This is a genomic window from Citrobacter sp. On2M (assembly GCF_018035235.1).
Classification (GTDB): domain Bacteria; phylum Pseudomonadota; class Gammaproteobacteria; order Enterobacterales; family Enterobacteriaceae; genus Citrobacter; species Citrobacter meridianamericanus.
Map to the genome: position 1 here is coordinate 1 of NZ_WPCV01000002.1, position 14749 is coordinate 14749.

Here is a 14749-nt window from a genome sequence, read left to right on the forward strand (position 1 = left end):
AACAGAATTTGCCTGGCGGCTGTAGCGCGGTGGTCCCACCTGACCCCATGCCGAACTCAGAAGTGAAACGCCGTAGCGCCGATGGTAGTGTGGGGTCTCCCCATGCGAGAGTAGGGAACTGCCAGGCATCAAATAAAGTGAAAAAGCCCATCCTGCCGGATGGGCTTTTTTGCGTCTGTGCGCCGTGAAATCTGCCGGCTGCGGCGCAGCGCCTTATCCGGCCTTAGGTTCATAACCTGTGCTGTAGATTTATGCAGCGGACTGCCGTTATCCACAAGTGACAAACCGGACAGTATCATGGACCGCTTTTCCCGGTAATCCGCATTCACAAGGCTGGTCTCACTATGGAACAGGAACTTCATTTTATCGGTATCGACGTCTCTAAAGCCTGGCTGGATGTCGATGTGCTGCGGCCAGATGGCCGTCACCGCAGTGTATATGCCTGCGATGGTGGCGGTGAGTAAAACAGAATGGGGACGGGCATTCCGGGTGCGTCTGGCAGGGAATGGAAAGAAAGGGAAAGTGATAATCGGCGCGATGATGCGCAAGCTGGCGCAGGTGGCTTACGGGGTGCTGAAATCAGGTGAGTCGTTCGATGTGAGCAGACACATAGCCGTAACAGCGTGGTGAAAAGCGCGGGAGATAACAGCGCCTGACGGCGCTGTGGTTGTCATGTCTTCAATCCGGAATGCCGGAACATCAAAATGCTTGCAGGTGATAACAGTATCGACAACAGTCTACATCATTACCCGAGCACCAGTTTCAGTAGCGGATACGGTCGTCCGAGATCGACTACTTCCGTGCGTCCCGTCACTTTAAAGCCCATCTTCTTATAGAGCCCAGATGTCTTCTTGTTAACTGGCATGGCTATTTTATATATGGATTGTGAGCGGGGAAACTCTGTAAGGATATTGAGAGATGAACAGTTGGAAAGTATCAGAAACTATAAAAGCAAAAACCCGCCTTTAGGGCGGGTTCTTTAAATAGTGGTGCCCGGACTCGGAATCGAACCAAGGACACGGGGATTTTCAATCCCCTTGTCAAAAAGTTAGATGCCGCTTTGACTTTTTGAATTGGTAGCAGGCAGGCGAACACATTCGAATAAATTTCGAGCGTATTGCATGCAAACTGTATCTCGCGTTAAGTGTTCCCCCCAGGTTTCAACCGGGGAGTCTGTAGAAAGAAAACCAGACGCCAGTATTCATTTGGCACAGCAGGTTTCACCACAATCGTTGTTACTCCCTGATGAGCAACAATTCCCGGTAGTATTGCCAGTAGTATCCACTAAGGGCGGAGAAGGGAAGTCAACCAAGGCAGGCAATATTGCGGGTTACACCGCCGATGCTGGTCTGAAAACACTGCTAATCGATGGTGATTATAATCAGCCAACAGCCAGCAGTATTTTTAAACTTCACTATGAAGCACCCTGCGGCCTGTATGAATTACTCATGCAGACTGCTGACCTTAACAACCCTGACAGCATCATTTCCCGCACGGTTATTCCCAATCTTGACGTCATCATTTCCAACGATCCCGATGATCGTCTTTCCAATGATATGTTGCATGCAGCTGATGGCAGAATGCGTCTGCGTAATGTCCTGCAGCATCCTCTTTTCAGACAATATGACGTCATAATCGTCGATTCCAAAGGCGCTGGCGGGGTGATGGTGGAGCTCGTGGTGCTCGCTGCGACTCAAAGCGTCATGGGTGTTATCAAACCGATTTTACCCGATGTACGTGAGTTCCTGCGCGGCACTGTACGTCTTTTATCCAAACTTCTGGTTCTGGAACCCTACGGTATCCATATTCCCGATATTCGAATTCTCGCCAACTGTGTTGAACCCACTGTACTGGATCGAAACACCCTCAACGAACTCAAGGCAATCGTGGATAAAGGTCAATACCCCCAGTCAGACCGTATTGCCATATCAATGCTGAATACCGAAATAGAGCAACTGGAAGTCTACAAACGTGGGCATGCGTGCGGGCAGCCAGTTCATCGTCTCGAATATAAAACTGACCGGGTAAGCCTGCCGGCAGCGGAGTCCATGCACCACCTGGTCTGTGAGTTATTTCCTCAATGGAAAGATAAGTTTGATGCGGTTCTGGTTAACCGGCCTCAGCCCGGATTTGGTCAGGGGGCGGATGAGTTATGAGCCATAAATCTGTTTCTGCAGAATCCATGCTGTTTAATGTCGGAGCTGAAACCGGTGTTCTGGGCGGACTGATGCTCGATAACGACCGCTGGGATGAAATTGCGCCGCTTCTGAATTCCGGAGATTTTTATTATGGCCAGCATCAGACCATTTTTCGGGAGATAGAACGGTTGGTCAGTGCCGGCCTGCCCATTGACCTGATAACCCTGTCCGAATCCATGGAGCGAAAAGATCTGCTGGAGCGGTGCGGGGGGTTCGCTTATCTGGCTGAACTGTCAAAAAACACGCCCAGCGCCGCCAATATCGTTGCTTATGCCGAAATTGTGCGCGAGTACAGTCGTAAGCGACGACTGGTTAAGCTGGGGCATGAGCTACATCAACTGGCCTCAGTCGGCGATGTGGATATACCCGGTCTGATTGAAAAGGCCGAAAAGCAGTTATTTAGTCTGGCTCAGCAGGCCTGTGACCCCGACATTTGTCTGAGCGTAACGACTCAGGTCGCTGACACGGTCAGCTGGCTGGAATCGGTCAGTGGGGGAAGCGGTGTGACCGGTACAGCGACAGGTTTTGCTGAACTGGATGAGAAAACCTGTGGCTGGCAGGACGGTGACCTGATTTTACTGGGTGCCCGGCCATCAATGGGGAAAACGGCAGAAGCGCTGAAACATGCCGTTGCTGCGCTGGAAGGCAGTCCCGGCAAGACCGTTCAGTTCTACAGCATAGAGATGCCAACCCAGCAGCTGATAATGCGTCTGCTTTCAATGCTGGCCAGAGTGCCCTTCGATAACCTGCGCAAAGGTCTGCTGAGAGAAGGGCAGTGGAGTTTACTTGCGGATGCCGTAGCAAAACTGACCTCCTGGGAAGGACGTTTGCTGATAGACGATACCAGTTATCAGACGCCTTCCACGTTACGTATCAGCGCGCGGCGTAATGTGCGTAAATATGGTCAGCCCTCACTTATTCTTGTCGATTATCTTCAGTTAATGAGTTGTCCTGGCCGGGAGAACCGCACTCAGGAAATTCAGGAGATTTCCCGTTCGCTCAAGTCACTGGCCAAAGAGATAAGGTGCCCTGTGGCAGCTTTAACGATGATGTGACCGGCGAATGGTTCGGTTCTTGTGGATCACCTCGTTTACCTAAAACTGAAGTCCAGAACGATTTCCTCGGGGGACCCTCAGTTTTAACCGGTGATGTTATTCCTGATGAGTACCACTTTATTCCCGACGCCGGAAATATCGCTGCCAGTGCATCAGCTTTCGCTGGCGCTCAGGTGGGATTGACTGCGGATACTCCTTCTGACGCCGTTAGTATTGCCAGCGAGATGCCAGGTCTCTCACTTTTACCCACAGAACCAGCACTTTCCTCAGTTGAGTTTGCCAACGTAGGGCTCGAGCCTGTTACTGATATCTGGGCCATTCCGGCTCTGCAGGATGATATCGAACATCTGCAGGACATGGCTTACCGGCTTGCTTATGAACTTGCAGAGGCGATGGGCTGTGAGGTTCATGTCAGTGAAGATAAAAATGCCAGTGCGGCCGGGTTCTCTGTTTCAAAACACGGCGGAGAATTTGCTCTTTTTCTGGCAGGGCTTTCCGGTCACGTGCCGAATAAACAATTCAACATGTTTATGTTCTGTCTCAACTTCTTTGGCTCCCAATCAGCGGGAGATACGCCTGTTTTTGACGATGTGCATGTAGTGAAGAGTCTGCGCCTTATTCGTGTTATTCGCCGTCTGCGCGAGCTGCAGAGAAATATGGCGGCTGAACAAAATGACGGGAGGAGGCATGAGCATTGATGTTGATGATGCGATGGCTCAGAACGAATCGCAGGTAAACATTGACAGCAGGTTTGCCGAAATCCGGGCTGCTCTTCGGATTCAGGGACATGTATCACGACGACATTGTCGGGACTGTGGTGATGAAATCCCTGACTCACGCCGTGAGTCCATCCCCGGGGTAAGCCTGTGCATGCACTGTCAGGAATGGCGAGAATCAGGAGACAAAAAACAATGAAGAGTCTGAAAAAGCCCCGCTCGCATTACCAGTGGGTCGGTGCCACGGTTGTTACCACACAGGAGCTGAGCAGTGGACTGGCGGTTATTCCTGTCGGAAGTCGAGGCGTTGTGAATGCAGCAAAGCGCGGGCTGTCGGTAATATTTGATGCCTGCCCGTGTTGCGGTGTTCAGCTAAGGCTGACCCGTATTCGTCCTGAGATGCTTGATATTGTGGCATATCCGGAAATTGAGGAGGTAACTCGTGTCGGCGAATGAAAAAATTCTTTCACGTATCAAGAAGCTAATGGTACTGGCCGAAAAAACAGGTAATCCCTATGAGGCATCAGTGGCTTTACGGCAGGCCCAGGCATTGATGATGAAATACGATGTAACCCCGGCGAGCGTGGTACCGGGAGAAATAACAAGTGAGACCTGCAGGAATATTCCCAGTAATGCTCTTTCGGTTCCGGGTTGGCTGAATGCTCTGGTTACAGTGGTTTGCATGACCGCGGGCTGTCGCAGCTATTACGGCTGGTATCAGAACAGTGATCATAAGAAGCGTCGCAGCGTAACATTTTACGGGCTTGGTGAACGTCCGGCGGTGGCGGGTTATTTGTTTGGCGTTGTCTCCCGTCAGTTGAAGCGTGATGCCGAACATTATCACCATACCGCGTGCGCACATCCGTTACTGAAACTTTCCACTATCCGTCGCCGTATGGATGAATACCGTTTGTACTGGGTGGCCGGAGTATGGACGGTTCTGGAGTCATTTGAACCTGAAACATCAGAAAAAGTTCTACTCGACCGCTGGTTAACACAACAGCAGCGCAATCTGACCCCTGCGAAAGTACGGCAGCCGGAAGGGTGTCGTAACGCCAAAAAAGTGAGGCAGGCTGCATGGACAGCTGGTAGGCAGGCTGAGATTTATCCGGCTATGGACTATCGCAGTGAGGAGCATTCGCTTCAGGAGGTATCCAATGGTTAACGTTCTGGCGTTTATTCTCGCTCCAGGGGCCTCTAATCAATTAATTGTCATGGATAATGAAAGTGTTCACGTTCAGGAGGCGATATGACTTTTTCACTTGCACAGGGTGCCAACAGTCTTTTGTTTAATCTGGTTATGGAACTGAGAGGTGGAAACATTCGGCGATGTGAGGCGTTGGGGTTGAAACCTGAAGAAATGCGTCTCCTCAGAAGCCTGACGATGGAAGAACTGCACTATCTGTCAGGCAGCCCTGTTTCTGTTTTAAATGTAGCAATACATCATGAAAATCTAAAACGAATGCTGGACCAGGCCAATCGAGAGCAAAAGCGTAGCGAACGCATTGATCGTGCTATTGCTCTTGGTGCATCAATAGAGATGATGGGGATCTTCTTTGGTCTGAATGCTTCAGATGTCAGTTCTAAACGGCGGCTAGAGGGGATCCAGACACGTCAGGGACGTTGTCAGTCACCTGATGAGGAGTGTGAAGCGAAGATATGGCGTCTCTGGCATGAGGCCAATATCAGCGATATAGAAAGTCTTAACTCTCTTGAAACTATGATGCTTATTGCGGAAGAGGCTGATGTCAGTCTCACGGTGATCTGGGGATTAATCAAAAACTGGTGTACGGGGGAGGTAGCCTGATGGATTCACTGGCACCCTCCTTTCAGTTTTACCGTACTGACCCGAGAAATGTGAGTAAAGCTGTCATGTCAAAGGCGCGTACACTGCTTTCCCTGTACCAGCAGGGAAAGCGAGTCTACAGCCAGATAGGACAGACAGGTTATCTCAAGATTGATCTGGGATTACGCTGGCGTCTGCTGAGTAAGGATGCAGGTAAAAGCTGGTTATTTATGTCTCACCAGACCTATAACCGGGAACTGAAACGATGAGAGACGCATCGATAACAACAGAAAGAACGATGCAAACTCCGGCTCAGGTGATGGAAGAACCCGGTTCATCCGTTCACCGTTTGCCTGCAGATGATATCATTGACTACACCTTGTCGAAGATGCAGGCACGGCTTGACGGTACGCCGGGTTCGTCGGGGCAGGAGCGTAACGGGCTGCTGTTTACAGGTAATATTCACGACGCCTACCCGCGGGCGCTAATCCTGGATATGCGCCTTTCTCCTCTGGATAAAATGTGCTGGATAATGATACGGCAGTATGCCCTGCAGAACGACGGCGCCATCTTCCCCTCATATGATGAACTTCAGAAACTGCTTTCTTCCCCCGGTTCCGGACAGGCGTCACGCGATACGGTGAGCCGTGCGCTGACCATGCTTCGACTAACGGGCTGGTTGAGTTTGTGCAAGCGGGTGCGTGATACCGGGGGCCGGGTACGGGGAAATATTTACGCCCAGCATGATGAGCCAGTCAGTGCGAAGGATGCAGAGATGTTTGACCCGGGATGGCTGGATATGGTGGGTAAAGCCTGCCAGCACAAATACAGAGAGGTCAGCGACACGGCCTTTCATGTACTGAACGGGATACTTGATGATCCGATGATGCGTCACAGGCATTCGCGGATGACGGAAATTGCGGAACGTCTGACCCGCCCGTCCAAGGTGGGTGATGTTGCCCGCACTAATCAAAATCCGGGTACCGGACTCAGTCTGAATAGCATAAAAAATGAGCATAAATCACTTAGTCCGGTAAACAGACCCAGTAGTGAGAGGGGGGAGAAATCACCGAGTCCGGATAGCAGACTCAGCCTGAAATCAGACAGTTACGACAGAGTCCGGCAACCGGACTGCAATAACGTACGTTCTTTCACACAAAGTGTGATTAAAAAAACGTACGTATCTCACCAGAATGGCAAAAATGCGGTTCCCGGAATACCCGAGGGGTTCGTGTGGCCTGATGGTCTGCAGTCCATCCTGCCGGAAAGTGAACAAGGCTGGTTTTCTGAAAGGAGTGTTATCATGCGTCTGGTGTTGTGTGAAAAACCTTCTCAGGGCAGAGATATTGCGAAGTTTCTTGGCGCCACTCAAAGAGGCGAAGGATTCCTGAGTGGTCCGGGAGTTACAGTCACCTGGGCTCGCGGCCATCTGCTGGAGACAGCTGAACCGGAAGTATATGGCGAACAGTATGGTAAGCCATGGCGCACCGATGTGCTTCCTTTATTACCACAGCAGTGGAAACTGGTAGTCAAAGCGGATGCAAAAGCCCAATTCGCGGTAATTAACCGTCTGCTTAAACAGGTAGATGAGGTGGTAATTGCCACGGATGCTGACCGGGAAGGGGAAGTAATCGCCCGTGAGTTGCTGGATTACTGCAAGTTTCAGGGGCGTGTATTCCGGTTGTGGATGTCAGCTCTGGATGATGCCAGTATCCGGTCAGCGTTAGCTGATTTGTGGCCGTCTTCCCGAACTGAATCGCTTTATTATGCTGGCGTGGGCAGGAGCAGGGCTGACTGGCTGATCGGTATGAATCTGACTCGCCTGTTTACACTTCTGGGGCGTGAGGCGGGTATCGGTAACGTTCTTTCAGTTGGCCGGGTACAAACGCCAACGCTGGCGATAGTGGTAAATCGTGATCGTGAAATTGATAACTTCGTGTCGAAACCGTACTTCGAAGTTATTGCCATGCTGGCCGTGAACGGCGTGTTTTTTCCATCCAAATGGGTACCGGCTGCACAGTATTGCGATGAAGAGAAGCGTTGTATCCAGTCGGGTGTAGCGGCACAGGTGGTTCAGTTGTGTCGGCAAACGCCAACGGCTGCGATAATCAATTGCCAGACAGAGAGGAAAAAACAATCAGCGCCGCTGGCATTCAGCCTGAGCACACTACAACAGGCCTGCTCCCGACACTGGGGGATGCCAGCCCAGACGGTACTTGATATCGCCCAGAAGTTATATGAAACCCACAAACTGACGACCTATCCCAGAACTGACTGTGGTTATCTGCCGTTATCGATGCGAGAAGAAATCCCACAGGTACTGTCTGCTGTGGTCGGAACTGATCCGGCGTTACAGCCGGTGGTCGCGAGTCTGGACACTCAGTTTGTGTCACGTATCTGGAATGATAAAAAAATTACCGCTCATCACGGTATCATTCCGACAAAACATACTGGTGATCTGAGCAAACTCAGTGATGCTGAGCGCAATGTCTATCAGCTGCTCAGGTTGCACTACCTGGCCCAGTTCCTGCCCCAGATGGAAATTGACGCGACTGAGGCCACATTTAATATTGGCGGTCAGCTTTTCCGTACCCGTGGTAACGTTTTGGTGAAACCCGGCTGGAAATCTCTGTTTGGCAAAATGTCCAAAGATGATGAGGACAATACTGGTGAAACCACACTGCCCGCCATGCAGGCGGGCCAGGTCTGCCAGGTGCAGGGCGCTGAGCAGAAGATACTGCAGACAAAACCGCCTGCTCCGTACAACGATGGAACTCTTATTGCCGCGATGACCAATGCGGCGGCGTTCGTTACTGACGCCGCGCTGAAAAAGGTGCTCAAAGAGAATGCGGGGATAGGAACTGAAGCAACACGGGCCGGGATAATCGACACGCTGTTGAAGCGTGGGTTTCTGGTGCGTGAGAAAAAGACGCTTAAGTCAACACCTCTTGGACGTAACCTGGTGGATGTGTTGCCAGGAACGTTAACGAATCCCGGACTTACGGCACTGTGGGAACAGATGCTGGATGAGGTAGCTGCAGGCAGGGTGAGCCTGGATGACTTTATGGCAAAGCAAAGTCAGTGGGTCAGTCAGCTGGTCGCTCAGGGGAGATCACAGCCACTGACTATGCAGGCGCCACCTTCACCCCCCTGTCCTGTATGTGGCGGCAAGACGTTGCAGCGCATTGGAAAGAGTGGCTTGTTCTGGGGCTGCCTGAAATATCCGGAGTGCAAAGGTATCGTGAACAATGGTAACAAGGGTCCCAGAGGACGCAGACGAAAACCTTCGCCAGCCTAGAAGACTAACGGGTTGTTTTCTTTCGCTGAATTCTGGTAGCCTTATATCGCTTTGATAAGAGCAGCACCCATGGCTGTGGAACGGTTCGAAAGCTTTGCATGCCTTTCGCAACTCCAGTCAGGAGAACGATCTTTACTCGAAGGATCCGTCCTCAAAGCGCAATCACTCCGTGAAAACCGCGCTGAGCCATTGACCGGCTTCGGAGATTTGATTTTACCTCATGTTCTGGTGCAACAGTTTGGTTGAGAAATGGCCTTCGCGTTAGCGAGGGCCATTTTTTTATGGCGAGACAAAAAATATTTAACGGGTTGACAGGGTTAACTAATGTTCTAAAAATGGTCGCGAATCTTATGTCGCTTAGCGACCACCAATGTTCCAGTGATCTGAGAGGAGCGCCTTCGGGTGATCACAACACCAATGTTCCGGCAATCTGAGAGGGACGCCTTCGGGTGATTGCACACCAATGTCACCGTAGCCTGAGAGGTGACGCCTTCGGGTGGTACAGCCCTTTAATCTTTGGAAACGGCTGTCGCAGCATTTTGCGATGAAGATATTTTAAACTTATTGATCATCAGCGTTTAGCCAGCGTTGGTATCCCTGCGGGAATTCATCATCCCGCCAGGGTAGATGTTTTCTCCGCAACGATTTCATTCCATGGAGAAACATCATGTCTAAAGAAACTAACTACTTTAATCTGAATATCAACGGTCTGGGCTATATCACGAATGTACGTCAGGTTGTCAACGGTAACAGTAAGTTTACCTGTTGTACGCTGAATGCGCTTAGTGGTCCGACAGATAATGCAGACTATACCCGCTTTGATGTCACAGTCGCAGGCAAAGACGCAACGAGTTTAATTAACCGCTGCCAGAAGTCCTGTGATGAGGACAAAAAAGTAATGATCGGTTTTGTTCTCAGTGGGATCAAATCCGATATTTTTACCCTTGCAAAAGGTGATCATGCCGGTGAAAACCGTGTCAGCCTGAAGACTCGCCTCATCCGGGTTGACTGGATAAAAATTGACGGTGCAATTGCCTATAAGGCAGAAAAACCGGATTCCACTCCTCCGGCCCAGAGCCAGCCCGCGCAGAAGCAGTACGCGGAAGATTCGTTCTGAGTTCTACTTAACCCTTCCTGATGGAAACACACTTTCCGTCAGGAAGGTGTGTTCCTGACTTAATGTAAAAGGAACAATCAATGTTAACTTCACCATCATCTTCTACTGGTTTACTGGCAGCAAAATTTGCCGGGTTATCCTTACCTTTACAGGTCCTTCGCAGTGGTGCCGGATATTACATCGGCACGCAAAATGAAGAAGGGCCGGTATCCCGTGAATCTGTTGAGTACTTTTCGACTCAGTCTCAGGCAGAACATGCGCTCAAACAGGGCACATGGTCACAGCGTGAACAGGCTTAAGGAGAGATACTCATGGCTTCTAAAGGTGTAAACAAAGTTATTCTGGTGGGAAATCTGGGACAGGATCCTGAGGTGCGTTATATGCCAAATGGCGGTGCCGTGGTAAACCTCAGTCTGGCAACCTCAGATACCTGGACAGATAAACAGACCGGTGACAAAAAAGAGCGCACTGAATGGCACAGGGTGGTTCTTTACGGCAAGCTGGCCGAAATTGCCAGTGAGTATCTGCGTAAGGGCTCCCAAGTATACATCGAAGGTGCATTACGCACCCGCAAATGGACGGATCAGTCTGGCGTTGAAAAGTTCACCACAGAAGTGGTCGTCAGCCAGTCAGGTACGATGCAGATGTTGGGCGGACGAAATAGTGCGGGAAGTGGGCAGCAACAGGGCGGCTGGGGTCAGCCTCAGCAACCAGCAGCGCCTTCTCACAGCGGGACGCCACCTCAACAGCATCCTGCAAATGAGCCGCCAATGGACTTCGACGATGATATCCCGTTCGCGCCGTTCGGGCACAGTGTGGCCAGACATGCGCTTTATGTGCTGTCCTGAAGACTGTCGCTGAATAATGCCTTCCTGTGGAAGGCATTATGTTTTGAACATATGAAGGATACGGAATGGATAACGAAAAGGGCCATAACCGGCCCGGGCACGATGGCCTGTTTAAGCTTTTTCTGCGTGAGCCGGACACTGCGAGGGATTTCCTGGCAGTTCATCTTCCCGCAGATATCCGCGCGCAGGTTCGTCTCGATACGCTGAAGCTTGAACCGGGTAGTTTTGTGGATCAGAAGCTTCGCGAACTGCACTCGGATGTACTGTATTCGGTGGAGACCGCAGAAGGTCACGCCGGGTACATATACTGTCTTGTGGAACACCAGTCGACCGCAGACCGGATGATGGCCTGGCGGATGATGCGTTACTCGATGGCAGTGATGGATGCCCACCTGAAAAAGGGTAACGGGACACTGCCGGTGGTGGTGCCGTTGCTGTTTTATCAGGGAACGGTGCGGCCTTACCCATACAGTACCGACTGGATGGACTGTTTCGATGTACCGGCGCTGGCGCGGGAGGTTTACTCCCGACCGTGGCCCCTGGTGGATGTCAGCGTCATGGAGGACTGCGACCTGCAGTCTCACCGTCGCATGGCATTACTGGAGCTGGTTCAGCGGGATATCCGGCATCGCGACGCTGCATCGCTGCTGCGTGATGTTGTGCAGCTGATTCGACTAGCCGGAAATACCCGGGAGCAGGTGGAAGCCGTCCTGTGTTATATTATCTACAATGGCATGACAAGCGAGAGTATCACGCCATTTTTATACGAACTGGCCGGTGAGATCCCGGAGTATAAGGAGTTGATCATGGGCACAATTGCACAGCAACTGAAAGAAGAAGGTATCCAGCAGGGTATTCAGCAGGAGCGTCAGGCCAGCCTTGAGCGTGAGCAGAAGACGTTACTGGAAACTGCGTATGCCTTGCTTGACAATGGTGTTAGCCTGGAAGTGGTGATTAAATCCACAGGTCTGAGCCGCGAGACGCTGGAACAACCGCGTCATTAACATCGAAGGTTATCGACCCGCTCTATAATGAGTACATTCATGTATGCAGAACGCCAGCAATTATGCTGGCGTTCTTTTGACTTGATAAAAGGTGCTTTTATTGAATCAAGTCTTCGCATAATAAGAATCTTCTGAGATTCTACGGAAAGGTTAAATTAGAAATAAGCAATCTATTTGTTAATAAGCATATGGGCTAAGTTGTACACGATGCTTCATTGAAATTTGAATGACATTGAGGACATAATTAGGATCATGTTAACTTCGATTAGAAATTTGTTCCCTAATGAAGTTCATCACTACAACAGTCGATTAAGAAAGACAATACAGAATTGTTATGGATGTAGTTTGTAGATAATATTTGTTTTTTTTGCTATACTAATTGATATTTTTTAAGGGTGTGACGAGATTATGTCAGGTTTATTAAGAGAGCAAGATGTAAAAGTCGCATTTATTGACTGGCTTTTTAGAAAAGGTTTGTTAGAGAATGCAACTATTATTAATGAAATGGTTGTTGCGAATTGGAGCCGCCGGGCAGATCTGGCTGTGGCGAATGGACACTTGCAAGCCTTTGAAATAAAAAGTGATTTTGACTCTCTAAAAAGATTGGATGGTCAGCTAGAGACATTTACCTCTCGTTTTGAAAAGGTAACGGTTGTTTGTGCGCCAAAATTCACCTATGAAATTTCGAAGAAAGTTTCACCAGATGTTGGTGTTATCGAATACCTGAATACTAATAAAGGTATTCGTTTTAAAATAGTTCAGCGTGGCCGTAAGGCAATAATTAGTAATAAGAAGGTTTATATTAATTTTTTGTTAAAAAAAGAGTTGCAATTACTTCTTATTCAAAATGGGAAGCGGTTTTTATTCGAGTCTGGTCGCGAGGCTTTAGAACGCGTGGCTGAACAAATATCTTTATCTAGAATTAGGGGCTTCGTTCTAGAAGCAATTAAAGAGCGTTATAAAGAAACTTCTAATGATTATTTAGAGAAATTAGCTGCTAATGAGCTTTCTAATACTAGTGATTTGAGCTTGCTAAGCAAATCAAAAAAGAGACGGGAATATAATCATTTTATAGATTTCGATGATAGGAATGACGAAACATTTAATGATTTTTATACAGTCGATATTGAGATGTTTATGAAAAAACACGGAGAAGTTGGGAACATCCCCCCCATCAAAGTATTGAAAAGGGTCGTGAAATAAGGGAGGGAAACCTCCCTTATTTTTTAGAAGAAATCCTCTTCAGGATCGTAATCTGTTTTAAGTGCTTCTGATAGTTCGATTTGTTTTGTTATGTGGAGGTTAACACGCACTGAAATCCATTTGGCTGGGCTTCCCATACCCGCAATATCCCCCGATGCAGCGTTTTTAATCATCTGCGCACCCCAGGACTCTTCTTCAAGATAATTAGGATATCTTTTTAGAATTGCTCTTGCGGCTTCAATGTAACCTTTGCTATCAAGACCTGGTCTTCTTTCAAAAAACCAAGCATCATCCAAGGCAATATCAATCCTCGGAACATAACGTCCACCGACATCATCATATACTACGGAATGGATTGAGCCATGATCTCCGTATATAGAAACCCCTCTCCCACCGATGGTTTGGTGGAATTCTCGTTCCATTATGTCGATATAACCAGACTGGCCATTTTCTCCTGCAAAGTTTGCGACCGAGCTAGGGAAACTAGTCGACAGCACACTTATTATAGCTTCGGGTATTTCTGTCCTTATTTGGTTTATTGCGCTAATTGCAGCTGACGTCATAGTAGATACATGACCGCGAATATATCCCAAGTCTATGAATATAATAGAATTTTCAGGAGAATTGAGAGACACTAGTGATGCTACTGTTTTGTTTATATCAGTGTTGAGATTTTTTATCCTGAATGCAATGGACCCTTTATTTTCTTCAAGTATTCTAGCTTGCTGCACTATATCCCTCAGTCTGGCTGATGCAGGCATTTGAACTACAGGGATAATGTTTTCATTATTAGAGCAAAAAGAAATCCAGTTTGAGAAATTATTTTCTGAAGAAAGAAGGTCAAAACTAGATGCACAATGATGCTTATTTTCTTGGGTAACATCTAGGATGAAAGGCAATTTATTCATTGCCTCTAGGCTCTTATCAAGAGAAACTTTAATTTCATCTGAGCGAGGCCACTTGCCTAAAGTTATAAGTGGAAGTATTTTCTCTTTTTTATCATAAGCCAGATTGCTCAAACCAAGAATTTCAGCAGCTCGAGTTCGTAATGCAGGATAATATGAGTAACTATCAAAATTTACTTTCATCTTAATTGCCTCCTGGCTCAGTATTTTCTTGTCGTGCGATGGCTCTGGGCATGGCGTTAATTTGTGGGTTCTGAGTAGCTAAATAAGCTGCGATTCCTTCCATTTTTTCTTTCTGCTCTAATGCGTGAGAAAGTTGTGTGGTTAATGTTTCATTCCGTTTCATAAGAGCTTGCTTTACTCCATCATTGCTAATGATGGTTTCTTTATGATTATTACTTAGGATTTTAATAGTTCTATGTGTGAACCAACCTATCATCAATGCCGCAAGCCAACCAGAGCAAATAAGTAACCATTGTGATAATTCTTGGTTTCTAATGTAACTACTAATAATCGTAACTAATGTTCCAACTATACCAACAATTCCATAAATATGATTTAGCATCTTATGATTCTCTTAACCTGAGATTTGTCCTTGAAAGAGCAGCGGAAAAGGGTG

General features: G+C 48.5%; 15 protein-coding genes, 1 rRNA gene and 4 pseudogenes. 17 read left to right on the top strand and 3 right to left on the bottom strand.

The features are described from left to right. Positions 1-11: 11 nt before the first annotated feature. Together rrf and On2M_RS02155 are read left to right on the top strand one after the other, a co-directional pair. A 5S ribosomal RNA gene (rrf, locus tag On2M_RS02150) occupies positions 12-127 on the top strand. A gap of 302 nt (positions 128-429) precedes the next feature. Beyond that, a pseudogene (locus tag On2M_RS02155) lies at positions 430-630 on the top strand (IS110 family transposase); the annotation flags it as partial. A gap of 115 nt (positions 631-745) precedes the next feature. On the opposite strand, the pseudogene On2M_RS02160 reads toward On2M_RS02155, so the two are convergent. Further along, positions 746-841, bottom strand: a pseudogene (locus tag On2M_RS02160) (GNAT family N-acetyltransferase); the annotation flags it as partial. Between the two features lie 280 nt (positions 842-1121). Between On2M_RS02160 and On2M_RS02165 the strand changes: the two are divergent. From On2M_RS02165 to On2M_RS02235, 15 genes and pseudogenes are all read left to right on the top strand, one after another. Then, on the top strand, positions 1122-2156 hold the full coding sequence (locus On2M_RS02165) for a ParA family protein (protein ID WP_247604906.1): 1035 nt from the start codon (positions 1122-1124) through the stop codon (positions 2154-2156). Next, complete coding sequence (locus On2M_RS02170) at positions 2153-3253, top strand: replicative DNA helicase (protein ID WP_247604907.1); 1101 nt, start codon at positions 2153-2155, stop codon at positions 3251-3253. The genes On2M_RS02165 and On2M_RS02170 overlap by 4 nt, the downstream gene beginning before the upstream one ends. Before the next feature lie 17 nt (positions 3254-3270). After that, positions 3271-3951 (top strand): annotated as a pseudogene (locus On2M_RS02175) (hypothetical protein); the annotation flags it as partial. Positions 3952-3964: 13 nt separating this feature from the next. Further along, entirely contained in the window at positions 3965-4168 is a 204-nt protein-coding gene (locus On2M_RS02180; RefSeq protein ID WP_228006604.1) for a TraR/DksA C4-type zinc finger protein, read from the top strand. Then, positions 4165-4425: a hypothetical protein gene (locus On2M_RS02185; protein ID WP_000838568.1), complete on the top strand. Its 261-nt coding sequence runs from the start codon at positions 4165-4167 to the stop codon at positions 4423-4425. Before On2M_RS02180 ends, On2M_RS02185 begins: the two co-directional genes overlap by 4 nt. Continuing rightward, on the top strand, positions 4412-5134 hold the full coding sequence (locus On2M_RS02190) for a DUF2786 domain-containing protein (RefSeq protein WP_210904241.1): 723 nt from the start codon (positions 4412-4414) through the stop codon (positions 5132-5134). The genes On2M_RS02185 and On2M_RS02190 overlap by 14 nt, the downstream gene beginning before the upstream one ends. Before the next feature lie 84 nt (positions 5135-5218). Next, positions 5219-5776, top strand: a complete 558-nt coding sequence (locus On2M_RS02195) for a DUF2857 domain-containing protein (RefSeq protein ID WP_000144322.1) — start codon at positions 5219-5221, stop codon at positions 5774-5776. Next, positions 5776-6024 (top strand): hypothetical protein, encoded by a 249-nt coding sequence (locus On2M_RS02200; RefSeq protein ID WP_210904242.1) that lies wholly within the window; start codon positions 5776-5778, stop codon positions 6022-6024. Before On2M_RS02195 ends, On2M_RS02200 begins: the two co-directional genes overlap by 1 nt. 119 nt (positions 6025-6143) lie before the next feature. Beyond that, positions 6144-7022: pseudogene (locus On2M_RS02205) on the top strand (STY4528 family pathogenicity island replication protein); the annotation flags it as partial. A 36-nt stretch (positions 7023-7058) separates the two neighbouring features. Next, positions 7059-9053, top strand: a complete 1995-nt coding sequence (topB, locus tag On2M_RS02210) for a DNA topoisomerase III (RefSeq protein ID WP_210904646.1) — start codon at positions 7059-7061, stop codon at positions 9051-9053. 667 nt (positions 9054-9720) lie between these two features. Next, complete coding sequence (locus On2M_RS02215) at positions 9721-10170, top strand: STY4534 family ICE replication protein (protein WP_000032520.1); 450 nt, start codon at positions 9721-9723, stop codon at positions 10168-10170. An 80-nt stretch (positions 10171-10250) separates the two neighbouring features. Beyond that, complete coding sequence (locus On2M_RS02220; RefSeq protein WP_000958171.1) at positions 10251-10469, top strand: hypothetical protein; 219 nt, start codon at positions 10251-10253, stop codon at positions 10467-10469. A gap of 12 nt (positions 10470-10481) precedes the next feature. Continuing rightward, complete coding sequence (locus On2M_RS02225) at positions 10482-11018, top strand: single-stranded DNA-binding protein (protein ID WP_210904243.1); 537 nt, start codon at positions 10482-10484, stop codon at positions 11016-11018. 65 nt (positions 11019-11083) lie between these two features. Further along, complete coding sequence (locus On2M_RS02230; protein WP_000368222.1) at positions 11084-12022, top strand: Rpn family recombination-promoting nuclease/putative transposase; 939 nt, start codon at positions 11084-11086, stop codon at positions 12020-12022. Between the two features lie 408 nt (positions 12023-12430). Continuing rightward, on the top strand, positions 12431-13225 hold the full coding sequence (locus tag On2M_RS02235) for a sce7726 family protein (RefSeq protein ID WP_109188220.1): 795 nt from the start codon (positions 12431-12433) through the stop codon (positions 13223-13225). 23 nt (positions 13226-13248) lie between these two features. Here On2M_RS02235 and On2M_RS02240 read toward each other — a convergent pair whose 3' ends face one another. Both On2M_RS02240 and On2M_RS02245 read right to left on the bottom strand, forming a co-directional pair. Beyond that, the gene (locus tag On2M_RS02240) at positions 13249-14313 is read right to left on the bottom strand and encodes a beta family protein (RefSeq protein ID WP_210904244.1); all 1065 of its coding nucleotides are present in this window, start codon (positions 14311-14313) and stop codon (positions 13249-13251) included. Between the two features lies 1 nt (position 14314). After that, positions 14315-14695 (bottom strand): protein gop, encoded by a 381-nt coding sequence (locus tag On2M_RS02245; RefSeq protein ID WP_109188218.1) that lies wholly within the window; start codon positions 14693-14695, stop codon positions 14315-14317. Between the last annotated feature and the right edge of the window lie 54 nt (positions 14696-14749).